The sequence below is a fragment of the Corallibacter sp. genome, assembly GCF_048381695.1.
GTDB classification, from domain to species: domain Bacteria; phylum Bacteroidota; class Bacteroidia; order Flavobacteriales; family Flavobacteriaceae; genus Corallibacter; species Corallibacter vietnamensis.
Window position 1 is genome coordinate 600,885 of the sequence record NZ_JBLXHI010000001.1, and the last position, 24,359, is coordinate 625,243.

The 24,359-nt window shown below is 32.1% G+C and carries 25 protein-coding genes; 5 read left to right on the top strand and 20 right to left on the bottom strand.

What is annotated here, in order from left to right; genetic code table 11:
* Positions 1-7 precede the first annotated feature (7 nt).
* The 3 genes from ACN5J3_RS02785 to ACN5J3_RS02795 all read right to left on the bottom strand — a co-directional run bounded on the left by ACN5J3_RS02785 (position 8) and on the right by ACN5J3_RS02795 (position 3,835).
* Positions 8-844 (bottom strand): phytoene/squalene synthase family protein, encoded by an 837-nt coding sequence (locus ACN5J3_RS02785; RefSeq protein WP_344727924.1) that lies wholly within the window; start codon positions 842-844, stop codon positions 8-10.
* A complete protein-coding gene (locus ACN5J3_RS02790) occupies positions 841-2,310 on the bottom strand; it encodes a phytoene desaturase family protein (protein ID WP_418510691.1) in 1,470 nt (489 codons plus the stop codon). The genes ACN5J3_RS02785 and ACN5J3_RS02790 overlap by 4 nt, the downstream gene beginning before the upstream one ends.
* A gap of 100 nt (positions 2,311-2,410) precedes the next feature.
* The gene (locus ACN5J3_RS02795) at positions 2,411-3,835 is read right to left on the bottom strand and encodes a fasciclin domain-containing protein (RefSeq protein WP_418510692.1); all 1,425 of its coding nucleotides are present in this window, start codon (positions 3,833-3,835) and stop codon (positions 2,411-2,413) included.
* A 150-nt stretch (positions 3,836-3,985) separates the two neighbouring features.
* Here ACN5J3_RS02795 and ACN5J3_RS02800 point away from each other — a divergent pair, with 150 nt between their 5' ends.
* Positions 3,986-4,861 carry a MerR family transcriptional regulator gene (locus ACN5J3_RS02800; protein ID WP_418510693.1) on the top strand — a complete coding sequence of 292 codons (876 nt, stop codon included), beginning with the start codon at positions 3,986-3,988 and terminating at the stop codon, positions 4,859-4,861.
* Positions 4,862-5,073: 212 nt separating this feature from the next.
* Here ACN5J3_RS02800 and ACN5J3_RS02805 read toward each other — a convergent pair whose 3' ends face one another.
* Entirely contained in the window at positions 5,074-6,588 is a 1,515-nt protein-coding gene (locus ACN5J3_RS02805) for a GH3 auxin-responsive promoter family protein (protein WP_418510694.1), read from the bottom strand.
* A gap of 41 nt (positions 6,589-6,629) precedes the next feature.
* Between ACN5J3_RS02805 and ACN5J3_RS02810 the strand changes: the two genes are divergently transcribed.
* Positions 6,630-7,424 (top strand): DUF2797 domain-containing protein, encoded by a 795-nt coding sequence (locus tag ACN5J3_RS02810; RefSeq protein WP_418510695.1) that lies wholly within the window; start codon positions 6,630-6,632, stop codon positions 7,422-7,424.
* Here ACN5J3_RS02810 and ACN5J3_RS02815 read toward each other — a convergent pair.
* The 9 genes from ACN5J3_RS02815 to ACN5J3_RS02855 form a co-directional block, all read right to left on the bottom strand.
* Positions 7,421-8,494: an alanine racemase gene (locus tag ACN5J3_RS02815; RefSeq protein WP_418509118.1), complete on the bottom strand. Its 1,074-nt coding sequence runs from the start codon at positions 8,492-8,494 to the stop codon at positions 7,421-7,423. The genes ACN5J3_RS02810 and ACN5J3_RS02815 overlap by 4 nt on opposite strands.
* A 5-nt stretch (positions 8,495-8,499) precedes the next feature.
* On the bottom strand, positions 8,500-9,645 hold the full coding sequence (alr, locus tag ACN5J3_RS02820; RefSeq protein ID WP_418510696.1) for an alanine racemase: 1,146 nt from the start codon (positions 9,643-9,645) through the stop codon (positions 8,500-8,502).
* On the bottom strand, positions 9,638-10,771 hold the full coding sequence (locus tag ACN5J3_RS02825) for an amidohydrolase (RefSeq protein ID WP_418510697.1): 1,134 nt from the start codon (positions 10,769-10,771) through the stop codon (positions 9,638-9,640). Before ACN5J3_RS02825 ends, alr begins: the two co-directional genes overlap by 8 nt.
* Positions 10,772-10,781: 10 nt before the next feature.
* A complete protein-coding gene (locus tag ACN5J3_RS02830; RefSeq protein ID WP_418510698.1) occupies positions 10,782-12,185 on the bottom strand; it encodes a sodium:solute symporter family protein in 1,404 nt (467 codons plus the stop codon).
* 5 nt (positions 12,186-12,190) lie between these two features.
* The gene (locus ACN5J3_RS02835; RefSeq protein WP_418509123.1) at positions 12,191-12,634 is read right to left on the bottom strand and encodes a GNAT family N-acetyltransferase; all 444 of its coding nucleotides are present in this window, start codon (positions 12,632-12,634) and stop codon (positions 12,191-12,193) included.
* Positions 12,635-12,637: 3 nt separating this feature from the next.
* Complete coding sequence (gene rpsU / locus ACN5J3_RS02840) at positions 12,638-12,832, bottom strand: 30S ribosomal protein S21 (RefSeq protein WP_418509124.1); 195 nt, start codon at positions 12,830-12,832, stop codon at positions 12,638-12,640.
* Positions 12,833-12,865: 33 nt separating this feature from the next.
* Complete coding sequence (locus ACN5J3_RS02845; protein WP_344727963.1) at positions 12,866-13,729, bottom strand: RNA polymerase sigma factor RpoD/SigA; 864 nt, start codon at positions 13,727-13,729, stop codon at positions 12,866-12,868.
* Positions 13,730-13,902: 173 nt separating this feature from the next.
* Positions 13,903-16,554, bottom strand: a complete 2,652-nt coding sequence (locus ACN5J3_RS02850; RefSeq protein WP_418510699.1) for an AsmA-like C-terminal region-containing protein — start codon at positions 16,552-16,554, stop codon at positions 13,903-13,905.
* A gap of 84 nt (positions 16,555-16,638) precedes the next feature.
* Complete coding sequence (locus tag ACN5J3_RS02855) at positions 16,639-17,343, bottom strand: queuosine precursor transporter (RefSeq protein WP_418510700.1); 705 nt, start codon at positions 17,341-17,343, stop codon at positions 16,639-16,641.
* Between the two features lie 71 nt (positions 17,344-17,414).
* Between ACN5J3_RS02855 and folK the strand changes: the two genes are divergently transcribed.
* A complete protein-coding gene (gene folK / locus ACN5J3_RS02860) occupies positions 17,415-18,548 on the top strand; it encodes a 2-amino-4-hydroxy-6-hydroxymethyldihydropteridine diphosphokinase (RefSeq protein ID WP_418510701.1) in 1,134 nt (377 codons plus the stop codon).
* Positions 18,538-19,026, top strand: a complete 489-nt coding sequence (locus ACN5J3_RS02865; RefSeq protein ID WP_418510702.1) for a GyrI-like domain-containing protein — start codon at positions 18,538-18,540, stop codon at positions 19,024-19,026. The genes folK and ACN5J3_RS02865 overlap by 11 nt, the downstream gene beginning before the upstream one ends.
* A 26-nt stretch (positions 19,027-19,052) precedes the next feature.
* On the opposite strand, the gene ACN5J3_RS02870 is transcribed toward ACN5J3_RS02865, so the two are convergent.
* Positions 19,053-19,928: a helix-turn-helix domain-containing protein gene (locus ACN5J3_RS02870; RefSeq protein ID WP_418510703.1), complete on the bottom strand. Its 876-nt coding sequence runs from the start codon at positions 19,926-19,928 to the stop codon at positions 19,053-19,055.
* Positions 19,929-20,020: 92 nt separating this feature from the next.
* On the opposite strand from ACN5J3_RS02870, the gene ACN5J3_RS02875 reads away from it, so the two are divergent.
* Positions 20,021-20,377: a DUF983 domain-containing protein gene (locus tag ACN5J3_RS02875; protein WP_418510704.1), complete on the top strand. Its 357-nt coding sequence runs from the start codon at positions 20,021-20,023 to the stop codon at positions 20,375-20,377.
* 44 nt (positions 20,378-20,421) lie between these two features.
* On the opposite strand, the gene arsB is transcribed toward ACN5J3_RS02875, so the two are convergent.
* The 6 genes from arsB to ACN5J3_RS02905 all read right to left on the bottom strand — a co-directional run bounded on the left by arsB (position 20,422) and on the right by ACN5J3_RS02905 (position 24,245).
* Positions 20,422-21,477, bottom strand: a complete 1,056-nt coding sequence (gene arsB / locus ACN5J3_RS02880) for an ACR3 family arsenite efflux transporter (RefSeq protein WP_418510705.1) — start codon at positions 21,475-21,477, stop codon at positions 20,422-20,424.
* 2 nt (positions 21,478-21,479) lie between these two features.
* Positions 21,480-22,112: a low molecular weight phosphatase family protein gene (locus ACN5J3_RS02885; protein WP_418510706.1), complete on the bottom strand. Its 633-nt coding sequence runs from the start codon at positions 22,110-22,112 to the stop codon at positions 21,480-21,482.
* Positions 22,113-22,124: 12 nt separating this feature from the next.
* Positions 22,125-22,595, bottom strand: coding sequence for a DUF6428 family protein (locus ACN5J3_RS02890; protein ID WP_418510707.1), 471 nt, complete (start codon positions 22,593-22,595; stop codon positions 22,125-22,127).
* A gap of 60 nt (positions 22,596-22,655) precedes the next feature.
* Complete coding sequence (locus ACN5J3_RS02895; RefSeq protein WP_418510708.1) at positions 22,656-22,985, bottom strand: ArsR/SmtB family transcription factor; 330 nt, start codon at positions 22,983-22,985, stop codon at positions 22,656-22,658.
* A gap of 73 nt (positions 22,986-23,058) precedes the next feature.
* On the bottom strand, positions 23,059-23,673 hold the full coding sequence (locus ACN5J3_RS02900; RefSeq protein ID WP_418510709.1) for a class I SAM-dependent methyltransferase: 615 nt from the start codon (positions 23,671-23,673) through the stop codon (positions 23,059-23,061).
* A gap of 41 nt (positions 23,674-23,714) precedes the next feature.
* Positions 23,715-24,245, bottom strand: a complete 531-nt coding sequence (locus tag ACN5J3_RS02905; RefSeq protein ID WP_418510710.1) for an RNA methyltransferase — start codon at positions 24,243-24,245, stop codon at positions 23,715-23,717.
* Positions 24,246-24,359 lie beyond the last annotated feature (114 nt).

The following is a 24,359-nucleotide window of genomic DNA, read 5'->3' on the forward strand; positions in this document are numbered from 1 at the left end:
GTTTGTATTATAAAACATTTAGCTTATATCTTATGTAAGACTTTGTGAAAATTAAAAACTTTAAAGTATTAGAAACTCTAATGCGTCCTTTTAGGATTTTTTCAGAATCAGCTTTTTTAAGTTTTTTAAGAAGTTTTAAATAATATCTGTAAGCTATATAAACTCCAAATCTGCTTTCTAATGGTAGTTTTACTATGCCAGAATAAGCCTCAATCAAATCTGTGTTTATATCAGCGATTATTTCTTCTTTAGTAAGGCTATTTAGTGTTTTGTTAGATAAGTTAGGAAAATAAGAGCGACCTAATTGTTCTATGTCATCTTTAATGTCTCTCAAAAAATTTATTTTTTGAAAAGCAGATCCAAGATGTTTTGCAGCGTGTTTTAGCTCGTTAAATTTGGTTTCGTCATTATTAACAAAAACACGTAAACACATTAATCCTACCACATCAGCAGATCCATATATGTAGTTTTCATAAGCCTCTCTAGTTGTGTAATCTGTTATAAATAAATCAGATTCCATACGCTTGAGAAAATCATCTGCATATGTATGTAAATTGTAATTATGAACTACTTCTTGAAAAGCGTTTATAATTGGGTTTAGACTTATTTTTCTATCTAAAGCTTTTTTGTAATCGTTCACAAAATCTTTGAATAAGTCTTCTTGATTGTAAGCGTTGAAAGAGTCTACAATTTCGTCAGCGTATCTAACAAAACCATAAATAGCATATATATGCGGTCTCACTGATGGCGCAAAAAGTTTTATGCCCAATGAAAATGATGTGCTGTAAGTGTTTGTAACTATTTTACTGCACTTTAAGCTTGAGGTATCAAATAGCTGTTTCATTTTTTATGATATTTTATTATTAAATCACTTACTATTTTTCCGGATATTAATGATGGAGGAACACCTGGGCCAGGAACAGTAAGCTGACCACAGAAGTAAAGATTATCTACTTTTTTGCTTTTTAGTTTTGGTCTTAAAACATGCGTTTGAGATAGCGTATTTGCTAATCCGTAAGCATTTCCTTTGTAAGAGTTGTAATCTTCTTTAAAATTGCTAACACAGTATGATTCTTTAAAAAGAATATCCTCTTTTACAGATTCTCCAGTAATTTTCTCAATACGCCCTATAAGTTGATTAAAATAAGTTTCTCTAATAGCTGGAGTATCCTCAATATCTGGAGCAATTGGTATTAAAAAAATACCTGTTTCTTTTCCTATGGGAGCAGAGCTGTTATCTGTTATACTTGGAAAACTAGCATAGAACAATGGCTTTTCTGGCCATTTTTTTGTGTTGTAAATTGTTTTGGCGTGGGTTTCAAAATCTGTATCAAAAAATAAAGTATGATGTGATACATTTTTTAGTTTTTTATTAAACCCAACATAAAACATTAAAGCTGATGGCGCAAAGGTTTTTTTGTTCCAGTAAGTTTCAGAGTATTGTCTTAATTTTTCAGGGAGTAATGTTTCTGTGTGATGATAATCTGCACCGCTTAATACGATATCGCATGGAAAAAATCCAGTTTTTGTTAGTACTCCAGAGGCTCTTTTATTAGTGACTTCAATTTTCTCTACATCACTATTGGTAATAATTTTTACACCAAGACTTTGAGCGAGTGTTGTAATGCCTTTTACAACCTCATACATACCGCCTTCAGGATGCCAAGTACCAAGTTTTAAGTCGGCATAATTCATGAAATTATAAAACGAAGGCGTATTACTTGGTTTGGCTCCTAAAAACAATACAGGAAACTCCAGGATTTTTTGAAGCTTCTTGTTTTTAACATAACCAGATACTTGTTTTTTAATTGTAAGTATAAACTCATGAAGTTTTAAAATGGTTTTAGAATTTATAATCTCAAAAACATGTTGTCCTGGTTTGTAAACTAGGTTTTTAATAGCAATGTTATAATTGTTTTGAGCTTTATTTATAAATTTTTGAAGCTTTTTGCCGCTACCTTTTTCTACATTTTCAAAGGTGTCTTTAATGTTTTCAAAATTATCAGAGATGCTTATTGAGTCATTTTTTCCGTAGTAAATTTTATAAGCAGGATTAAGTTTTATTAGGTTGTAATAGTTTTTTGTTGAGGAATTAAAGTCTCCAAAAAATTGTTCAAACACATCAGGCATCCAATAAAATGTTGGACCCATATCAAAAGTGAATCCGTCTTTTTTTAGTTGTCTTGCACGACCACCTACGGTTTTGTTTTTTTCTAAAACAGTAACATCAAATCCCTGTTTTGCCAAGTAGCATGACGCGGCAAGTGATGAAAACCCAGAACCTATTATGATTATTTTTTTTGTAGCCATTGTTTGTTTAAGTAAACCGATAACCTGAAGATTACCGGTTTACTATCTATTAATTAAAACTTACCCTTTTTCTTTTTCATAATGTCTTTAAGATCTCCTATTACAGGTTTGGAATCATAACTTTGTTTATAACATGTATAACACCATTACCAGCTTGAACATCTACAGCAATAATTGCTACATCTGAATTACCAGAACCATCTGTAATATTTGCAATATTATCTCCGCTACCTGGTAGTGTAATAGTTATATTGTCGCTTTGCAGGGTTTGTGCAGTAGTGTTTCCAGGATTGTTTAAATTTGATGAGGTTACATTGGCGCCTCCTATTACATGGTGTAAAAGCACTTGTGTAAGTGTGTTTTCTTCAGGGATTGAAGCTAAATTATCAAAGGCATCATTTGTTGGAGCAAATACTGTAAAGTCAGGATTTATACCATCAGAATTTCCGCCTTCCGTTCTAGATAAAATAGATACAAAGTCTGTGTTTGGAGTTAAATCTGTTAAGGCTGTAACAAGTGTTGAAAAGTTTGGATCTGCAGCAGCAAAAGTTACAACCGTTGGAATATCAATTACAGCGTCTACAGCATGGATAATACCGTTAGTACCAACAATATCTGCAGACATTACAGTAGATATACCATTAAATGTAACGCCATCGCTTGTGTTGTAATATAAACTCAAAGCATTGCTGTTTTCTGCTGTTGCTGCTGTATTTGTGTATCCAGAACCAGCATCAATCAATGTGTTTGATGTAATAGCAGAACCCGCAACAACATGATTTAATAATATTTGAGAAAGCGTTGCTGTATCAACATCTTCAAGAGGTGTTCCATCTAGAAAGGTGTTAAATGCATTGTTGTCTGGAGCTAGAACAGTAAAAGGACCACTGCCTTGCAATACAGTTACTAAATCACCATCTGCTGCTCCCAAGGCTGCAACTAAACTAGAAAAGTTTGAATTAGCAACAGTCAAATCTACAATGTCTGGTAAACCTAAAACAGCATCAATAATGTGTATAGTACCATTGCTTGCATCTACATCAGCAGTAGTTACATTGGCAATACCGTTAAAAGTTACACCATTTTCAGTGTTGAAATAAATACTAATGTTTTGATTATTGGCTCCTGTGGCACTTCCTGATGCGTAGCCTGAACCTGATAATGTCAAATCAGTTGATTTAACATCAGCCATAATTACGTGGTTTAGTAGTATTTGCGATAATACATCTGTAGGTACGTCGTCAAGTGAACTGAAACCATTGTCACTTAAAAAGTTGTTAAAAGCAGTATTTGTAGGTGCAAGTACTGTGAATGGTCCGTTGCCATTAAGTACGTTCACTAAATTTCCGTCAGCTCTTGAAAGTGCTGAAACTAATACAGACAATTCAGGTGTGTCTGAAGCAATACTAACTATGTTTTGTTCGGAGTTTACAGATTGTGGGACTGTGAAATCATCATCATTACTACAAGAACTTAATAGTAATGACAGATTTACTAGGACGAGATAAAAGAATTTTGTTTTCATTTTGTCTATGTTTTTTCTGTTTAACTTGGACAAATATACAAATAAAGATCATTTTGTCTATATAAAAATTAAAAAAGTTAGACAAAAATAGTTTAGAGTTGATTGTTTCTCGCTCTTTTTTGTTTAACTTTGCCTTGTAAAACATTAGACATGAGTACGTATTCAATGGCGCAAATCGTGGCTTTAACTGGCATTAAAGCTCATACTTTACGTAAATGGGAAACACGATACACGTTTCTTACGCCTGAAAGAACAGATACAAATATTAGATACTATACAGATAATCAATTAAAGCGATTATTAAATATTGGTATTCTAACCCGAAATGGTTTTAGAATATCCAAAATTGATAAAATGAGCGATGCTGAAATTAATGAAGTAATCGCTGAAAAGCTTTTAAACGGTTCTCAAGAAGATGATATTAGTATTCTAATAATTTGCACATTGAAGATGGACGAAGTTGCTTTTGAAAAAAACTTAAATGCTCAAATTGCTAAAAAAGGCTTACTCAATGTAACAACTCAAATTATTTATCCGTTTCTAGCGCAAATAGGTGTTCTTTGGGGAATTAATAAAGTTATACCGGCGCAAGAGCATTTTATTTCCAATCTTATCAAGAAAAAAATGTTTTCTTCAATAAGCGCTTTACCATATCCTAAAGAAGATGCACCTGCAATAGTTATGTTTTTAACTGAAAACGAGCAACATGAAATAGGTTTACTGCTTGCATATTTTTTAGCTATGCAAATAGGTTGGAAAGTTTATTATTTAGGACAAAATGTTCCTACAGAAAATATAAAACAAGTAGTAGATTTTGTAAATCCTAAAGCTCTACTAACAATGTTTATAACGCCTAACCAAGACTCTGTTAAGTCAAAAATAGAAGCAATTTTAAGTCAAATAAATGTTCCGTTGTTGGTGTCTGGAAATCCTGAAGTCTTAGATGATTATATTGATGATAAACGTATTAATTTTCTATCTCATCCAGATGTGTTGGTCAACACATTAGCAGATTACAATAAATAACAAAAGCCACTCTTTTGAGAGTGGCTGATATTTTAATGGATGTTAATTAATACGTTAACACTATGTGTTATTATGTTTTAATAGGAATTAATAGCGGTGTAAAACTATTTATTTATTTGTAAGAAAAAAATTACCAAGCTTTGTTTTAGATAAACCTTATATAATACTCGTTAACTGAAATTTAACGGCTATTTTATCCGTTAAAAGGTAGCTTAAGAATTGAGCTTTAAAAGATCATCTAAATAATCTCGTGTGTTAGAAAGTCTAGGTACTTTATGTTGACCACCAAGCTTGTTGTTTTGTTTTAACCAATCATAAAATAAACCTTGTCTACCAATATGTATTTTAGGTTTATTAAGTGTCATGTTGTTAAGGCGTTTTGCTTCGTAATCTGAATTTAAAGATTTTAAAGCGTTGTCTAATAGCTCGTTAAAATAGTCGATGTTTTGTGGTGCTGTTTTAAATTCTATCAACCATTCATGAGCGCCTTTTTCTTTGCCAGACATGAAAATTGGCGCAGCTGTATAATCAACTATTTCTGATTTAGTTTTTTTACACACTTTTTTTAAAGCATCTTCAGCATTCTCAATAATTAGCTCTTCGCCAAACGCATTAATATGATGCTTTGTGCGTCCAGAGACTTTTATACGATACGGGCTTATTGAGGTAAAGCGTACAGTGTCTCCAATTTTATAACGCCATAATCCTGCATTTGTGGTAATGATAACAGCGTAGTTTTTATCTTTTTCAACCTGACTTAAAGGAATCACTTTTTCATTTTTGGTTCCGTAAGTGTCCATTGGGATAAACTCATAAAAAATACCGTAATCTAGCATTAACAGCAGTTCACTAGATTTGTTTAAATCTTGAATGGCAAAAAAGCCTTCAGAGGCATTGTAAATTTCGTAATACCTAAAATTGTTGTTAGGTAATATGCTTTTATATTGATCTTTGTATGGTAAAAAACTTACACCACCATGAAAATAGACTTCTAAATTTGGCCAAATATCAAAGAGGTTATTTTTACCTGTGGTTTCTAATACATTGTTAAGCAACACAAGCATCCATGACGGAACACCAGCCAAGCTAGTAACGTTTTCATTTATGGTCTCATCTACAATGGCTTGCATTTTTTCTTCCCAATTACTCATTAAAGAAACTTTACTGCTGGGCGTGCTACTAAATTCTGCCCAAAAAGGCATGTTGTCAATTAAAATAGCTGATAAGTCGCCAAATGCGGTACCGTTTTCTTTATATAATTCTTTGCTGCCTCCAAGTCTTAAACTTTTTCCAGTGAACAGTTGAGATGCTTCATTGTTGTTTAAATACATACAAAGCAAATCTTTGCTAGCTGCGTAGTGGCAATCTTCAAGAGAGTCTTCACTTACTGGTATAAACTTACTTTTAGCACTTGTTGTGCCACTAGATTTAGCAAACCATCTAATAGGTTCTGGCCAAAAAATATTGTTTTCACCTTTACGTGAACGTTCTATATTGTCTTGGTAATCTTCATAAGTAGAAATAGGAATGCGTTCGGCAAAAGTTGTGTAATCACTTATTGATTGAAAATCATACTGTTTGCCTATTTCAGTGTCTTTTGCTTTGTTTAAAAGATGCGAAAGCAATTCTTGCTGAACTTCATTAGGGTATTTTAAAAATAACTCAATTTGATGAAATCGTTTTTTTAAAAACCAGGAAGCAATAGAATTTACTATAGGAATTGGCATATTTGCATTATATTTAAGTTTTAAAAATAATACTTTTTTTTATGACCTACCAAGGTGTTCTAACAAAAATGGAGAGTGAATATTCAGAACCAATTCAATATTATTTGGTATTTGAGAATGACTTTATAACCATGAATCAGTTGCTAAATTCTACTATAACGATTCAATTTGTTAAATATCAATGTTTAAACTGTGGTTTAGATAAGCCTATTTACAGGCAAGGGTTTTGTAAAAGTTGTTTTTTTGATATTCCGCAAGCTGCTGATTGGATTATGCGTCCAGAATTAAGTACAGCACATTTAGACAAAGAAGATCGAGATCTGGCTTACGAGAAAAAAGTACAATTACAGCCACATATTGTATACTTGGCAAACTCTAGTAATGTAAAAGTTGGAGTAACCAGAAAAAGTCAGGTGCCAACACGTTGGATAGATCAAGGTGCTCATGAAGCTATTGAAATTGTTGAGGTGCCAAATCGCTACCTAGCAGGTATTACAGAAGTTGCCTTAAAAGATCATGTTAGTGATAAAACAAATTGGCGAACTATGTTGAAAAATGAAATTCAAGATGAAGATTTAGTAACTTGGCGAGAGCGCTTAAAACAATATATTCCTGAAGAAGCCAAAGCGTATTTTATTGCTTCAAATAAAGAAACAGAACTACAGTTTCCTGTTATAAAGTATCCTGCAAAACCAAAAAGTTTAAATCTTAAAAAAACACCAAATTACACAGGTAAGTTAGTTGGTGTAAAAGGGCAGTATCTCATTTTTGAAGATGATACAGTTTTTAATGTAAGAGCTAATGAAGGTTTGGTAGTAGCAATTACTATAAATTAAATAAATCGTTTTTCAATATATTCCGAATTCATAACGCGTAATGCGCCCATGTAATCGGTTCTAAATGTAATAATGTCGCCTACTTTGTAGTCTTTTTTTGCATTTGTAATATCAATAACTAGCATATCAGAGCTTGCGCCAACAAAGTTTAACGAGCTATCTAGTGGTTTTAAAAAATCTACTTTAGAAATATCTAGTAAACCAATATCTAATATGGCGCGTTTTTGAATATCTGTAAATTTAGTTTCGTCAACTTCAAACATATCTCCTGATGGATTTTTTTCTAAATTTCCATAAGGAACACTTGGTTTTTCAGTGATTTCAATCACTTCAGAATGAAGTGTGAAAATATCGTCTTTCATTCCAGGTATGGTTTCGTTTGTAAATAAATCACTACCAAAAAATAGGGTTTCACCAACTCTGAAATGGTTAATTCCTTGTGGTACAATGCCTTTAAGAAGAAGTGGTACCATAACCGATGATCCTCCAGAAACGCCATCAATTTTTTGGTCAAATTTTGCCTCAATCAGTTGTTCGTATAAGCAAAGCTGTATAAGCTTGTCTTTACTAGGCATAACACCGCTTAAACAATTTAAGTTTGTTCCAATACCAGCAACTTTAATGTTTGGCAATTGAAAAATCTTTTTATAAAAATCCATTAAATGATCTCCCATAATACCTTCGCGAAGATCGCCTAGTTCAATCATGATAATGACACGGTGAACTTTATTTTGCTTTTTTGCTTCTTCTGAAAGCCATTTTATTGTCGTGTATTCAGTGTTGAAGCTTACATCAGCATATTTTACAATGTTTTTAATGCTTCGTTTGGCGGGAGGTTTTATGTAAATTGTTTCTATTCCAGGTTTTAACTTTTTTATCGTTTTTAGGTTAGATAATCTAGCATCACAAACTTGCTCATCACCTAGAGATAAAATGAATTCAATATATTTCTCATTACCGCAAAGCATTTTTAATACCGGAGCCCAAGACATGTCGTTCTTGCTGAACAGTTTTTGTAAATAGCGATAATTGTGAGTAAGTGATGCTTTGTTTAATGTAAAAAATGCCATAGTGTTTATTTTATAGTTCTAGGAATGTCTTTATCTATTCTAGATAGAACTTCGTAATTAAGTTGATCTGTAATGTTACCAAAAGAGGAAACAGAGATTTCTAAATCGTTATTGCTTCCTATAAGAATAACTTCATCTTTAATAGTTATGTTTTCATTGGCTGTGATATCAATTAACAGCATATTCATGTTAACAATTCCAATGACACTAAGCCTAGAATTTTTAATGATAACACGACCTTGATTACTCAAGCTTCTACTATAACCATAGCCATAACCAACCGGAACAGATGCAATTGTCATATTTGTTTCAGCAAGATAAGAATTTCCGTAACCAATATATTCGCCTTTAGAAACGTGTTTTATGTCCATAACATAAGATTTCCAAGAAAGAATAGGTGTTAAAGGGTCGTTGGTTAGTTTCTTTTTTGTGAGATGAGAAATAAATGTTTCGCGACTTGGCCATAACCCATATTGTAAAATACCTATGCGTACCATATCAAAATTATCTTTAGGATATACCAATATAGCTGCGCTACAAGAGCTATGAATGCGTTCGGGCTTAATATCTTGACTCTTAAAGTATTTAATGCTTTTTTTGAATGCTTGTCGTTGCTGTTTAACACGCATGTAATTGCTAATGCTTTCTGAACCTGCGTAATGTGTGCAAATTCCTTTTACATTGATGTGCGTCTTATTTTTATTGATAAGTTCAGCGAGCTCATTCCAGTTTTCTTTATTGAAACCAGTGCGATTCATACCAGTTTCAATTTCTAAATGAATGTTTATTGGTTTTTGTTTTTTTACAGCAATTTTAAGCATGTTTTCTATTCTGTGTAAGTTGAAAACATAAAATTCAATATCGTTATCAATAACCCATTCTGCATCTTCATCATTAATATCACCCATTATCATGATAGTAAAATTACCTTTAGCGCTATTGTAAACCTGCTGTGCTTCTAGAGAATTGAATACAGAAAAATGGTTTATACCAATTTCTTGTAGCGCAGGAACCATAATGTTAATTCCATGTCCGTAGGCATTTCCTTTTAAAACAGATGATATAACAACGTTATCATCAATAAGAGATGTGATGTGTTTTATATTGTTTGCTAATGCATTTTTATTTATTTCAATAAATGAGCTAGGCATAAATAAGTTTTAAAATTGTGTGAAACATTGTAACGCCATATGATGTGATGTCGTCCGGAAAATCATAGTCAGGATTATGCAAGGCTGGTGTTTCAGTTCCAGCACCTAAACCAAACATAGCGCCCTTATAATGTTGTGTAAATAAACCAAAATCTTCACCCCATTTAAAAGGGTGTTCTTTATTTATAAATTTGAAATGATTGCTTTTAGCTGCACTTTCAATAATGTCAAAGGCGTCTTGGTTATTTCTGTTTGCTGAAAATTCTTGAAACCAATCAATTTCAAAGTTTAAGTTGTGTATTGAGCATATTTCTTGAGTTAAGTTCTTTATGGCTTGTTTTAAAATTTCTAATTGTTTGGGAGTCCATGTTCTGATAGTAAAATGAAGCTCGCCTTCTCCAGCAGAAATACCGTAATCTTTAGAACCTAAACATGCATAAACTGTAGCTATCGTTGAAAAATCTTCTTTTGACTGATTAGGGTTTGCTAGCATCTTTATTTTGTAAATAAGCTCGTGTAAAGCTAAATCTGGATTGATGCCATGCTCTGGTTCAGCTGCATGAGATGTTTTTCCTTTTAGTATTATAGCCAAGCTTACTACAGAAGGCGTAAATGTATCCGGTTTACAAATGATAGTGCCTTTTTTATAACCAGGTACATTATGTAACGCAAATACAAAATCAGGTTTTAAGTTTGTGAATTTTGTTTCTTGTAATATAGCTTTAGCTCCTTGTCCAGTTTCTTCAGCTGGTTGAAATAGTAAAACAACGCTTCCTTTTTTTAACGGACTTTTTTGAAGTGCTTGAGCCAAACCAATAAGTATGGTGCTATGACCATCATGACCACATTTATGAGAAACATGACTTGTTTTAGAAGCATGTGGAAATGTGTTGGTTTCTTGAATAGGAAGCGCGTCTAGTTCTGCTCGAAAAACAATTGTTTTACCCTTTTTGTTGCTGTCAAAAATAGCAATGACTCCAAAACCAGCAAGGTTTGTTATAATTTTAGAAGGATTATATTTTTTAAGTTCACTAACAATAGTTTTTGCTGTGTTTTTTTCGCTTCCAGAAAGTTCAGGTTGCTTATGTAGGTTTTGTCTAAATGACTTTAAATACTCTGTTTCCAAAAGAATGGTGTTATTTTTTCACGATTAAATAAGTAACTAATGAGATAGAAATACCAATTAATATAGGATCAAATTCGTAAGGAATTTGAACTTCTAAAAAGGTAATGATTAATGTTGAAAATCCACCAAAAAGCATGGCTAATAATGCCGCTAAAGGTTTTTTATTTTTTGAGTAAAGCATTCCAAGAACAGGGACTAATAAACCAGAAACCATAAATGAATAGGATAGAAGCATGAGATCTAAAACGCTAGTCATGGCTGTGGCAATTAAAATGGCGACAAATCCAACGATAAAAGTAACTACTTGAGATATTTTTATCGTTTTAGGATTTTTGTCATTAAGTCCTAAAATATCTGTTGTAAAGTTTCCTGAAGCGGCAAGCAAACAGCTATCTGCTGTAGACATTATGGCTGAAAAGTAAGCAGACATCATTAATCCCATTAACCCAACAGGTAATATGTTTTTTAATAATAGAGGTAGTCCTATTTCTGGATCTAAACTAGCTGCTGTTAAAAAACCATCAGTAGCAAACATGCCTTGTTCAACTGCAACTCTAGATAAAAGTCCAAGCGCAACTCCCATAAAAGCCATAATTGGGTATTCGAAAATACCTGCTATATACCAGGCTTTTTTTGCTGTTTTTTCATCTTTACAAGCGTAAATTCTTTGATATAATGTCATACCAACAAACCAAATAGGAATGATGGTAATGGCCCAATTGAACATTTGTATCCATGTGATATTATCTAATCTGAAAAATTCATTAGGCAAAACTTTTAAAATTCCATCAAGACCGCCTAAAGCATAAAAAGAAACAGGAATACCAATGAAAATTAAACCAGACATTAATATTATCCACTGAAAAGTGTCTGTGTAAATAACAGCTTTAATGCCTCCAAAAACTGTGTATAGCATAGCAACAGTTCCCATAATAATCAAAGCATTTGTTAAGCTTAACTCTGGAAATGTGCCAACGGCAAGTTTTGCACCTGCTAAAAGTTGAGATGAGGTAAAGCCTAAATATCCTATGAAAGATATAATACCAGCAACAAGCGCTACTTTTTTACCATAGTTTCGTTTTAAAAGCTCGGGAAAGGTTAGTAAATTAAACTTATGCCCTTCATTTATTACTTTTGGGATTAAGAGAACAGCACTAAGCCAAGCGCCTATTAAACCAGTAAGTAGCATCCAGGAGCCTGAAAGTCCCATTACAAAACCTAAACCTCCAAGGCCTATAGAGAAACCACCGCCAACATCGGTAGCAACTACAGAAAGCCCGATGTGCCAGCTTTTCATGCTGTTGCCGCCTACATAATAATCTTTTGCACTTTTGTTTTTTTTGTAATAATAAAAGCCTATTGCTAATACAATAATCATGTATATAGCAAATACAGCAATATCAATAGGGTGCATAATACTTATTTTTTAAGTCTCATTTCAAGGTACTTGTTCTCGAAACCTAATTTTTTGTATAAGTGTAGTGCTGGATTTTCTGGTTCAACGTGAAGTGCGATATCACCTTCTGTTAGTTCTATCGCTTTTTGCATTAATTGTTTGCCAATGCCTTTTCCTCGTGCGTTATTGTGTACGGCAATGTAAACTAAAATGTTTTCTGGAATGTAACCATGCATTCCAGTTTCGTTTATAATTGTAATTCCTTGTATGCCTTCTTTATCTTTAATAACTAATACAAAACCACCATGTGCAGAAATGTTGTCTTTTACGGCGTAATCTAGACATTTTGAAATATCTGTCTTTTCATCGCCATATTCCTGCAAGTGAGTATGCAGGAAGTTTATTATGGTTTCTTTTTCTGTTTGAGTTGGCTTTGTATTAGCATTATAAATTTTGAATACATTCATAAATTATATGTCTTCTTGGTCTCTTAAACTCTGAATGTAGGCCGCTTTTTGAACTTCACGTCTACGTCTTATTGAGGGTTTTGTGAAATATTGTTTTTCTCTGATGTTTTGCATAACTTTTACGTTACGGTGTTTACGTTTGTAACGTTTTAATGCGCGTTCAATGTTTTCACCTTCTTTGATTTCAATTCTTAACATAAGTTGTTTTTAGTAAATGATTATTATCTAGGACTATCCTAAATAGGTTTTTAATATTTTATTTTTTGAAGTATGTCGTAGTCTACGAATACCTTTTTCTTTTATTTGTCTTACACGCTCACGAGTTAGTCCAAAAGTTTCTCCTATTTCTTCTAGGCTCATTGGCTGTTCGTTACTAATGCCGTAATATAGCCTAATAACATCAGCCTCTCTTTGTGATAATGTATTTAAAGCACGATTAACTTCAACATTTAAAGAATCGTTCATTAAATCTTTATCAGGGTTAGGAGATTCTCCAGATTTTACAACATCATATAAGCTAGAGTCTTCACCTTCTTTTAAAGGTGCATCCATAGATAAATGGCGCCCTGAATTTTTCATAGACTGTTTTACATCGCTAACAGTCATATCTAGTTCTTTAGCAATTTCTTCGGCACTAGGAGGGCGTTGATGTGCTTGCTCTAAATGCGAATATGCTTTGTTTATTTTGTTTATAGAACCAATTTTATTTAATGGTAACCTAACAATTCTTGCTTGTTCTGCAAGTGCTTGTAATATAGATTGACGAATCCACCAAACGGCATAAGATATAAACTTAAAACCTCGGGTTTCATCAAAACGTTTAGCGGCTTTTACTAAACCGGCGTTTCCTTCGTTTATTAAATCAGGGAGTTTTAATCCTTGATTTTGGTATTGCTTTGCAACCGATACAACAAAACGTAAGTTTGCGGTTGTTAATCTATCTAAAGCAGCTTGATCACCTTCTCTAATACGTTGCGCTAATTCAACTTCTTCCTCTGCGGTTATCAATGGGAGTTTACTTATATCTTGTAAATACTTGTCTAAAGATTTAGACTCTCTGTTGGTAACCTGCTTGGTGATTTTTAATTGCCTCATGTATAAAGTTTAGATTAATACTTAATATCTATCTTTATAACATAACCTTTTTTTTATAATATGCAAGAAAAAAGCAATTTCTTTGTAATAAATCTATAATTCAATTGAAAAAAGCCAAATTTTTTAGTGATTTTTTATTAAAATAGTGATTTGACTTTTTCTTAAGGTTGTTTTTAGTTTATAGAGTCTTCTTTTTTGCTGTTATTCTTTTTGTTTAATAAGCCACCAAGAGCATTTTTAATACCCTGTTGTACTGCATTATTATTGTTTGTTGAATTTGTTTTAGTGGTATCTGATGTTGTTTGGTTTTGTGATTGGGAGTTGTTGTTATTACTTATTCCTCCCAGTAAATCTTTTATAGCGTTTGAGCCTTGATTTAAAAGTTTTTGCTTTTCTATATCAATAAGTTTTTTTGTTAAGGTAGTAACAGAAGAACTTAAGTCGGTTTTTATAGAAGGATTTGTAAATGTTCCTGTAATATTTGCTGTAACAGGAATAGCAATTTTGTTTACTTCCGGATCGTTTATTTTACCAATAAGCCTATTTATGTCACTGCCTAAATACTTTGCAGGTACATTAAAAACAACGCCATAGTTCATAGTTTTGTTGAAATTATGAGCTCCAGAGACCTGAATATCGATATCTTCATATTTTATGTTAAATGGTTTTATATCTACATTACCATTATTGAAGTTTAGTTTAGTTTTTAGGTCTTTTAAGTTTAGTTTGTTAAAATCTACAAATCCTAATACGCCATTTAAAGAACTTAATAGCTTGCTGTCTTCTGTGTTTATATCAGAGGTTAGTAATTCAGCAAAAGCATCACCAGAAATTGATGCTAAATCTGGAGAAAATTCTTCATCTAGATTTCCTTTTAGGTTAATTGTAGAGTTTAACTTTCCTTGTAATACTTTGGCTATTGGTGCTAATGCTTGAAGTAAGTCTAAATCTTTAAAAGATTTTGAAATATCAAAATTATCAGCTCCCAGATTTAAATCAAAGGTTGGTGTGTCGTTTTTTGTAGAAACATTACCATTCACAGCAAGTTGCCCATCAAATATATTAGATGTCAAATTACTTAATGTAGCTTGTTGATCTTTTATTACAAGGGTTCCTTTAACGTTTTTTAGATCTAGATTATCATAAACCACATGTTTAGCATCGGCATAAAGCGTACAATCTAAAAAGGCTGGAATTTTTAATGACTCTTCATCAGATGAGGTTTTGTTGTTTTTTGCTTCAGCAGTAGCGCTTTCAACCATAAAATCGCTAACCTTAAACATGTTTGAGTCAACATTAAAGTTTCCTTGCAGGTTTTTATCACTTAATAAGAATCCTAAAAGGTTTTTAATAGAGCCTTTTGCGTTTAAATCACTGCTTCCTGTTTTTGCTTCAAAGTGGTTTAATGAAACAGTTCCAGGGTTAAAGGTCATGTCAGCCTTTTTGATATGGATAGGGTTTACAATGTCTTCTGATGAGAAAACAAAATCTGTTACAGATACAGAACCGTCATTTTTAATACGCTCATAGGCATTGGCCTCAATAGCATTCATATCAAATGCCGTGTGAAGTTTCCCTTTTAAAATTCCGCTTAACTCTTTTTCTAATTCTATAGGGTAAGCTTTTGTAAGATTAGATAGATTTAATACACCATCAATATTGGCGTTTACAAGCATGTTTGTTGTTAAGTTTTTAAGTGTCGCAGACGATTTAAACATGTCTTGATCTATCTTAAAGTTTAAAGTGCTAATATTTACATAAGTGTCATCAACATTACCTGTGTTATTTTTTATAGCAACGTTTATGCTTATATCTTGAACACGTTTTGGTAAATCAGGATATTTAAAAGAAGCATTATTTGATAAGACATTAATATCTAATTGAGGAATGGTTTTTTCAGAAACTAAACCTTTAACCATACCACTTATTTTAAAGTTTCCAGAAGTTTCTACGTTTTCAATGTTTTTAGAATATTCTTTAGGAACTACAGCAAGAAAATCTTTGAAATCAGAGCCAGGATTTTCAAATGTTATATCTACTTCTTGGCTATTTTCAAGTAGCTGCACATAACCTTGAAATTCTAATGGTAATTGATTTATGTAAGCTTTGTTTTCCTTAAAAGTATATTTACTATTGGTTAAATCTAAATCAATTAAGGCATCTAACTTTATATCATTGTTGCTTAAATATTCAGTGCTATCCATACTAAAACTTACTCTGGCACTTGTATTAGTGTCTAATTCTGAAACATCTCCTGAAAACGTTCCTTTTCCTGAATGATTAAGTTCGGTTATGTAAAAGGTTGTATTTGAGCTCTCGTCTAGATATGTTAGTGCACTATTAGTAATGGCATAATCTTTAACATCTAAAGAAAATCCTTTGGTAGTGTCTTGAGGTGTTTCAGTAGTAGTTTCTTCACTTTTTTTGGCAATGTCAAAATTAGTGTCGCCAAATTTATTGGTTTTAAGTATGACTAAAGCTTCGTCAAGATATATTTCGTTAATAACAATCGGGCCTTCACTAGCTTTTTTAAATAATTCTTTAATTGACATGTTTAAAGAAATAGATTTTGCTGTAGCTAGTTTTTCATCTTTAAAAGGTTCAAAATTAGTGATTACTAAATCGTTAACATCTACTTGGGCTTGCGGAAAGCTTTTTATGAAACTTAAATTTACATCGCTAAATTCAACATGAGCGTTTAAGTTGTTGTTTATAGTTTGCTTAACGATATCTTTTATTTTAGATTGAAAAACAAACGGAATTGCTAATAGTAAAAGGAATATGATTAATAAAGAGATTCCTATGATTTTTAAAGCTTTTTTCATGTAATTGATAAGTTTGAGGTATATACGATATAAAATAGAAGAATGGTTGCCATTAGGCAAATGTTTAATAAAACTTTAATAGTTTTATATCAAGCTTATTTCTTCATTAATTTTTAATTTAAAACGCTTTCTAAATATGTAAACACCAAGGTATAAAAACGGTGTGTCAAGAATAGCTATAAGCACTTTAAACAAAAAACCGGCAACAAGTAGGCCCGCAAATTTATCCCATTCTATAATATTGAAAGAACATAGTAACATTAAGATGGTAAAGGTATCTACAAATTGTGAGAAAAACGTTGAGAAATTGTTACGAATCCATAAATATTTTCCTTTTGTAAGTCGTTTCCAGAAATGATAAATTTGAATGTCAACAAATTGAGCAAATAAATAAGCTAGCATACTGGCTGTTACAGCAATGGCTGTACTACCAAAAACGGTAGAAAAGAGTTCGTTGCCAACAGGAGACCAAGTAGTTGCAGGAACCATATCAGAAATCAACACAATAAGTAACGAAAATAATGAAGCAAAAATACCAGTAACAACCACTTGGTTAGCACGTTTTTTGCCAAATATTTCGCTAATCAAGTCCGTGATTAAAAACGTAATAGGATAAGGTAAGATGCCTACAGATATTTCAAATAATTTTGTGCCAAAAACTTCTACTTCAAAAGGATACCAATAAAAAAACTTTTGAAAAATTAAATTAGAAACCACCAAAGAGGTTATAAATAATGCAGCTAATAATAAATAAATGCGTTGTGCTAAAAGCTTGTCTTTTAAGGTCATTTGAAATTGTGAATAAATAGGCAACGTAAATATAAGCTATTAAATTTTCTTTTAGTTATTTTGTTTTTTCCATGAATACACATCACAAAGTTTATATATCATTAGGCAGTAATAAGGGCGACCGAATAAAACACTTGCAAGATGCCATAAATCTTATTTTTAAAGAGATTGGTAAGGTTAATATTATTGCAAAAGTTTACAATACGCCAGCAATAGGTTTTGATGGAGCCGATTTTTTAAATACTTGTGCGCTTATTGAAACTGAATTACCTTCAGATGAACTTATTCAAGCCTTATTGCAAATAGAAACAAAACTAGGTAGAACGAGAAGTGATGTAAATACATATGAATCTAGAACAATAGATTTGGATGTGTTATTTTTTGATGAAGAAATAATTCAGACTCAAGCTTTACAAGTGCCACATCCAGAGTTACAAAATAGGCGTTTTGTACTACAGCCTTTAAGCGAGATAGCAGCAAAAATCATACACCCTGTTTTTAAGAAATCTATATCTGAATTACTGCAAGAATGCCAAGATGAAAGTATTTTAGAGCCTATTAATATCTGGCTGAAAAACCCTAGTAAACAATACAAACTTTCTAACTTTAATTACATAGCCATAGAAGGCAATATAGGTGCAGGAAAAACTAGTTTGGCAAACAAAATATCTCATGATTTTAATGCAAAACTCATTTTAGAACGTTTTGCAGACAATCCGTTTTTACCAAAGTTTTATGAAGATGCTAAACGCTATGCGTTTACGTTAGAAATGTCCTTTTTAGCTGATAGATATCAACAAATAAGCGATGATTTATCACAATTAGATTTGTTTAAAGATTTTATTGTAAGTGATTATGATATATATAAATCTTTGATTTTTTCAAAAATCACTTTACCTGATGATGAATTTAAACTTTACCGAAAACTGTTTTATCTCATGTATAAAGATATTGCAAAACCCGAGTTGTATGTGTATCTGTATCAAAACACAGACCGATTACAAGAAAACATAAAAAAACGTGGTCGGGATTATGAGCAAAATATAGAGAATGCTTATCTGGAAAAAATCAATGCTGGGTATTTAGATTTCTTAAAAAATAAAACAGAGCTTAACGTTAAAATAATTGATATTTCTGATAAGGATTTTGTGAAGAATCGTGAAGATTACCTTTGGATATTAAACGAAATTAGCAATGAAGCATAGTATTATTACCGTAAAAGACATGTATGCAATTGGAATGAAAATGTCTGTAAACTTTCAAACTATGCATATTGAAATGGCAAAGTTAGCTCGTGCTTTTATGCCTCGTAGACATGAGATTATTAACCGAATAGGTACTCATGCATTTTCTATTCAAGATTATAAACAACAACATTTTAAAGCCATCACACCTGAATCATTATTTGATAAATGGGTTGCTGTTGAGGTTACAGACTTAAACACTGTTCCAAGAGGCATGGAATCACTTACACTAAAAGGAGGCGATTATTTAGTTATAGATTACAAAGGAACTGTTGCTGATTTTCCTAAAATTTGGCAGTTTATTTTTAAAGAATGGTTGCCAAGTTCAGGATATGTCATTGATGATAGGCCACATTTTGAAAAACTTCCAGAAACTTACAATCCGCAAAGCCAAATCAACGAAGAGACCGTTTGGATTCCTGTTAGAAAAGTATCATAAGTGCCTTTCTAACTCCAGTAATAGTGTTAATCAAAATATTTTTTTCTGAAATTAAGAGGAGTCAATCCTGTTTTTGATTTAAAAAATTTTGAAAAATAAGCATAATCAGAAAAGTTTAGAGTATGAGAAATAGTTGTTAAGCTATCTTGAGAATGTACAATAAGTCTTTTTGCTTCAAGAATTGTGCGTTCAGCGATAAGTTGACTTGTAGTTTTGTTAATTGTTTTTTTTACAACTCTATTTAAATGTTTTGTGCTTATGTTTAGTTTATCTGCATAAAATTTGGGGAATTTTTCTTCTTGAAAATGTGTGTTTATCAACGTTTCCAAGCTTTCTATAATTCTTGAATAACTATTGAATTTTACTTCCTCAAAATCGGTGTCAAGGATATACATTCTAGTGAGATCTATGTAAATGTGGTTTATTAAGTTGACTATTTTTAATTCTCGTAACACATTGTTTTGTAAATATTCAGAGTGTAAATTTTTAAAAAGACGCTGTAAATCTTCTGCTTTTTCTTCTGTTGTGTCAAGTACAGGAGGATTTTGATACGAATAATAAAAAGGAAACGCTTGTAATGTGTGTTCTAAAAATGCTAACTCATAAAACTCTTGAGAATGAAAAAATATATAGCCTTCAGGTTGTGTTTCAAATTTCCAAAAATGTGTTTGTCCTGGTTTTAAAAAAAAGATTTTTCCTGGTGTTATGGTGTAGGAATTGAAATCAATCTCATGTGTTCCTGTGCCTTTAGTAAAAAGAACGCAGAGATAAAAATTATGGCTATGTGGTTTGTTTATTAAATTCTTGTTGCGCTTTATGTGATTTGAAAATGTGTTAATATACACATCATTGCGATGAGAATGTTTTTTAAATTGACTAATATTTAAAATAGGGATTTTCATAAATGTCTTAAAAGTACAAATAATGGCGCAAATTTTATAGTACTTACAATAAAAACAGGTCTTAATTTTGCATAAAGTAAATATGTTAGGTTATGAGTAAAGTAGTTGATGCATTAAGTTGTAAATGTCCCAATTGTAAGCGTGGTAAGATTTTCAAAAAAGGAGGTAACATTTTGATGTTTAACATACCAAAAATGAACCCAGTTTGCCAGGAATGCGGCTTTAAATTTGAAAAAGAAACAGGATTCTTCTTTGGGGCTATGTTTGTGAGTTATACACTAGCGGCTGCTCAAATGATAGCAAGCCTTTTACTGTTCTGGTATATGGTAGATTTATCGCCATTGAGAGTGTTTGCAGTTATTATTGTCATAGCATTATTGTTAAGCACTTTCAACTACAAACTATCAAGGTCTATTTGGATATATTTATTTTATAAAAGTAATAATTGATTTTAGTATTTAAATGTAATGTTTTGTTAGAAAAAGCCTGCATATTAGTTAGATGCAAGGCTTTTTTTATAATACTTCTTTTTCAACCAAAAAGATACTTTTACAAGAAAAATTAGGGCAGGTACTTCTACCAATGGTCCAATCACACCTGCAAAAGCTTGTCCGGAATTAAGACCGAAAACAGCAATAGCAACAGCAATAGCTAATTCAAAATTATTGCCGGCAGCGGTAAATGCAACAGATGTTGTTTTATCATATGCAGCGCCAGTAGCTTTGGTAAAGAAAAAACCAATAATAAACATCAATGTAAAATAAACCAGCAACGGAATGGCAATAATTAATACATCCATAGGTATTTCAACAATTAATTCACCTTTTAATGAAAACATAATCACTATGGTAAATAATAATGCGATTAAAGTTAAAGGGGAAATCGTTGGAATAAATTTTTGTGTATACCAAGTTTCACCTTTTAAATTTATTAAAATTACGCGGCTTAAAATTCCTAACAGAAATGGTATGCCTAAATAGATAGCGACACTTTCAGCAATAGTAGCAATAGAAATATCAACAATAGCACCTTCAAAACCAAAATATGGAGGTAATACAGTAATAAAAATCCATGCATAGAAACTGTAAGCAAACACTTGAAAAATACTATTTAGCGCTACTAATCCAGCACCGTATTCACTGCTTCCTTCAGCGAGATCGTTCCAAACTAAAACCATCGCAATACATCTTGCAAGTCCAATTAAAATTAAGCCTACCATGTATTCTGGATAGTCACGAAGAAAAGTGATAGCCAACAAAAACATGAGCACAGGACCAATAACCCAATTAAGAATTAATGAAATAGATAGGATTTTTGTGTTTTTAAATACTTTAGGAAGCAAACTGTAATTCACCTTTGCTAATGGCGGATACATCATCAAAATTAAACCTATTGCAATAGGAATATTTGTAGTTCCACTACTAAAAGAGTTGATTACATCTGGAAATTTTGGAAAGAAATAACCAATGGCAACACCAAGTGCCATAGCTACAAAAATCCATAAGGTCAAGTTTCTGTCTAGAAAGCTTAATTGTTTTTTTTGTGCCATTTTTAAGCGTTTATTTGTGAGAAAACATATAGCATTTCAGATGCAATTTGTAAACTACGTTCGTTGTATTTTTCAGCTTGTTGCGGTGTGTTGTCAAAAGCTTTTGGGTCATCAAAAGTAATAGGAATACGTTTTACTGCACCAGCAATAAACGGGCAACCGCCATCTGCTTGAGAACAAGTCATAACAGCAGCAAAACCAGATTTAGGATTGAATGTTGCATCCAATTTTTTTGAAAAACCTATAATAGGATGAGCGTTGTCTGAATACTTTATGCTGTAAATAGGGTTGTCTCCTTGGCTAATGGTTTCAATATTAAAACCAGAATTTGTTAATGTCTCTGCCACCATGGGAAACAATGCCGTACTTTCAGTGCCACCGGAATAACACACCACATTTTTTATATTAAAATGATGCGCCAAGGTTTGTGCCCAGATTTGTGACAGATGACTTCGGCGAGAGTTGTGTGTACATATAAATTTTATGCGTATAGCTTGTTTGTTTGAAACTTTATCTTGAATATAATCAACAAGCGGTTGTAAAATCTCTTTTCGTTCTTGTGAAATTACATTGGTGTTTAGGCTTTTAATAACCGTTTCTATCTCTTGAAATAAGGTGCCTTGTGTTGTTGTCATTTGTTTTGCTTTTTAGCAGCAGTTGCCATCAGGAGCACAACATGGCTCGTTATTTAAATCGGCTAATTTTATTTTAGGCTTTTTTTCAGGAATGCCACAGTTATCTTTTGCTAGACAATCGGTTTGTTTTGTAGTAAGAAGGAAGTTGGTTCCGTCAAAGTCTAGACCAAATTTTCCAATAGTCTCACCTTGGTATTCCACTTCAATATCAAGATTGTTGTTGATGTCTAATGTTTTTTCAGAGAGTTCTATAATATGAATTAATTTTTCGGGATGTAACCTGTGGTTGTAATCATTGGCATTCCAAAGCTGAAAGTTTACAACGTCTTCATGCCTCACAGTTCCACCGCAATCAATAAAATGCTTGGATACTTTGCCTACTTCTGTTACGTGAAAATGACTTGGTACCAGACTGCCATTTGGTAATTGAAAAGCAATTTTATCTAATGTTTTTAAAGCTGTTTTTATATCTTTTAGTGTCATAGATGATATATTTAATTTGTTTATTGCGATTTTACGATTAATATGAGTAAATTTTTTTAACTAGCAACAATCATTTTTAGAAAGATCTTGATCTAAAAACGCGTTCATAATACGTTTCATTTTTGCCCAGTTATCAGTGTCAATACAATAACAAACACTTGTTCCTTCAATAATTCCTTTTATTAAACCTAATTGTTTTAACTCTTTTAAGTGTTGTGAAATAGTGGGTTGCGCCAAACCTATTTCGTTTACCAAATCGCCGCAAACACATGTGTTTAATTCAAATAGGTACTGTAAAATAGCAACACGAGCAGGATGACCAAATACTTTTGCAAAGGTTGCGATTTCGTTTTGGCTGTCAGTAAAAATTTCGGTTTTGGCTAATCCCATAATCAGTTTATTATTACATTGCAATATTACGATTAATAAAATTAACTGCAAAACATTTTGTGTGATTTTAAGTTTATGTTGTGTAAAGTGTTGTAATAATGCGTCCCATTTTATGGGGTAAAATATGCTCGTTAAGAACTGTTTCGCTAGTTGTTTTAAAATTAAAAGGAGGTTCCTGAATAAGAACGCCGCTTTGCTGTTTTAATCTAATGCCTTGTCCAGCTATGATGTCTTTATTGGGAGTGAATTTGCTTAAGGGAATATGCTCTGTTAGAATTATGTATTTATAATGTGCAATTTTGTTTAAAATACCTTGTATTTCGGTATTGGATAGATGTTGCAAGACTTGTCTTAAAATAACACAATCGGCAAGCGGAATGTCGTCTTTAGAAATATCTAAACAATAAAACTCAATATTGTTGCTTTGATATAGTTTTCTATTTCTTTCTATAAGAGGTGCAACAATATCTATCGCGTGATAATGTTTGGTATATTGTGTTAGCTGATTTCCAATATTAAAGTCGCCACAGCCTAAATCGCAAACAGACAGTTTAGGGTTTTGGTTTTTTAAAAACTCGCTTACACTTTGTAAATAGGGTGTAACAATACTTGCTTCATGTGAACCGTCACCAGAATAAAAATCGAATTCCTTGCCGCCCCAAAAATGCTTGTCATAGATTTGCTCCATAACCGCTTTGGTAGGCCAAGGCTTTTTGCTTTTTTTAGACACTATTTTTTCATTTTGCTAAACACATCCCAAACCACAACACCACAACTAACTGAAATATTAAGAGAGTGCTTGGTACCATATTGTGGTATTTCTAAAACCAAATCACTTTCAGAAACAACAGTTTGTTGCACACCTTTTACTTCGTTACCAAAAACAAGTGCGTAGGTAGTATTGGTTTCAGGTGCAAACTTATCAAGCATTGTGGCATGTTCAGCTTGCTCAATAGAGGCTATTTTAACACCTTCTTGTTTTAGTTTTTTTATGAGTTCTAGAGTGTCTTCTACGTATTCCCAATTAACAGTTTCGGTACTGCCTAATGCTGTTTTGTGTATGTCTTTATGTGGAGGTTTTGCAGTAATACCGCATAGATATATTCTTTCAATTAAAAAGGCATCACTTGTTCTAAACACCGAGCCGATGTTATTTAGGCTTCTAATGTTGTCTAATATAATGATGATAGGTGTTTTTTTTGAATCTTTAAATTCGTCAACACTCAATCGGTCTAATTCGCTGTTTTTTAATTTTCGCATGTTAATTTCTTCTGATAATTGTAAATAACTTCTGCTTTCTACGTTTTAGAAAACTTAAATTAATAACTACTTTAGCAATCCTACATTTTAGGCAAAAGTAACACATAAAAACCA

Coding starts and splice junctions, on each gene's coding strand:
- ACN5J3_RS02815 (WP_418509118.1), bottom strand. CDS start 8,494: ATGGCATTTTTTACATTAAACAAAGCATCACTTACTCACAATTATCGC.
- rpsU (WP_418509124.1), bottom strand. CDS start 12,832: ATGTTAAGAATTGAAATCAAAGAAGGTGAAAACATTGAACGCGCATTA.
- ACN5J3_RS02875 (WP_418510704.1), top strand. CDS start 20,021: ATGAGTAAAGTAGTTGATGCATTAAGTTGTAAATGTCCCAATTGTAAG.
- ACN5J3_RS02850 (WP_418510699.1), bottom strand. CDS start 16,554: ATGAAAAAAGCTTTAAAAATCATAGGAATCTCTTTATTAATCATATTC.
- ACN5J3_RS02835 (WP_418509123.1), bottom strand. CDS start 12,634: ATGAATGTATTCAAAATTTATAATGCTAATACAAAGCCAACTCAAACA.
- ACN5J3_RS02855 (WP_418510700.1), bottom strand. CDS start 17,343: ATGACCTTAAAAGACAAGCTTTTAGCACAACGCATTTATTTATTATTA.
- ACN5J3_RS02800 (WP_418510693.1), top strand. CDS start 3,986: ATGAGTACGTATTCAATGGCGCAAATCGTGGCTTTAACTGGCATTAAA.
- ACN5J3_RS02885 (WP_418510706.1), bottom strand. CDS start 22,112: ATGACAACAACACAAGGCACCTTATTTCAAGAGATAGAAACGGTTATT.
- ACN5J3_RS02805 (WP_418510694.1), bottom strand. CDS start 6,588: ATGCCAATTCCTATAGTAAATTCTATTGCTTCCTGGTTTTTAAAAAAA.
- ACN5J3_RS02900 (WP_418510709.1), bottom strand. CDS start 23,673: ATGGAGCAAATCTATGACAAGCATTTTTGGGGCGGCAAGGAATTCGAT.
- ACN5J3_RS02865 (WP_418510702.1), top strand. CDS start 18,538: ATGAAGCATAGTATTATTACCGTAAAAGACATGTATGCAATTGGAATG.
- ACN5J3_RS02905 (WP_418510710.1), bottom strand. CDS start 24,245: ATGCGAAAATTAAAAAACAGCGAATTAGACCGATTGAGTGTTGACGAA.
- ACN5J3_RS02870 (WP_418510703.1), bottom strand. CDS start 19,928: ATGAAAATCCCTATTTTAAATATTAGTCAATTTAAAAAACATTCTCAT.
- ACN5J3_RS02845 (WP_344727963.1), bottom strand. CDS start 13,729: ATGAGGCAATTAAAAATCACCAAGCAGGTTACCAACAGAGAGTCTAAA.
- ACN5J3_RS02890 (WP_418510707.1), bottom strand. CDS start 22,595: ATGACACTAAAAGATATAAAAACAGCTTTAAAAACATTAGATAAAATT.
- ACN5J3_RS02895 (WP_418510708.1), bottom strand. CDS start 22,985: ATGGGATTAGCCAAAACCGAAATTTTTACTGACAGCCAAAACGAAATC.
- folK (WP_418510701.1), top strand. CDS start 17,415: ATGAATACACATCACAAAGTTTATATATCATTAGGCAGTAATAAGGGC.
- alr (WP_418510696.1), bottom strand. CDS start 9,645: ATGCCTAGCTCATTTATTGAAATAAATAAAAATGCATTAGCAAACAAT.
- ACN5J3_RS02795 (WP_418510692.1), bottom strand. CDS start 3,835: ATGAAAACAAAATTCTTTTATCTCGTCCTAGTAAATCTGTCATTACTA.
- ACN5J3_RS02785 (WP_344727924.1), bottom strand. CDS start 844: ATGAAACAGCTATTTGATACCTCAAGCTTAAAGTGCAGTAAAATAGTT.
- ACN5J3_RS02790 (WP_418510691.1), bottom strand. CDS start 2,310: ATGGCTACAAAAAAAATAATCATAATAGGTTCTGGGTTTTCATCACTT.
- ACN5J3_RS02810 (WP_418510695.1), top strand. CDS start 6,630: ATGACCTACCAAGGTGTTCTAACAAAAATGGAGAGTGAATATTCAGAA.
- arsB (WP_418510705.1), bottom strand. CDS start 21,477: ATGGCACAAAAAAAACAATTAAGCTTTCTAGACAGAAACTTGACCTTA.
- ACN5J3_RS02830 (WP_418510698.1), bottom strand. CDS start 12,185: ATGCACCCTATTGATATTGCTGTATTTGCTATATACATGATTATTGTA.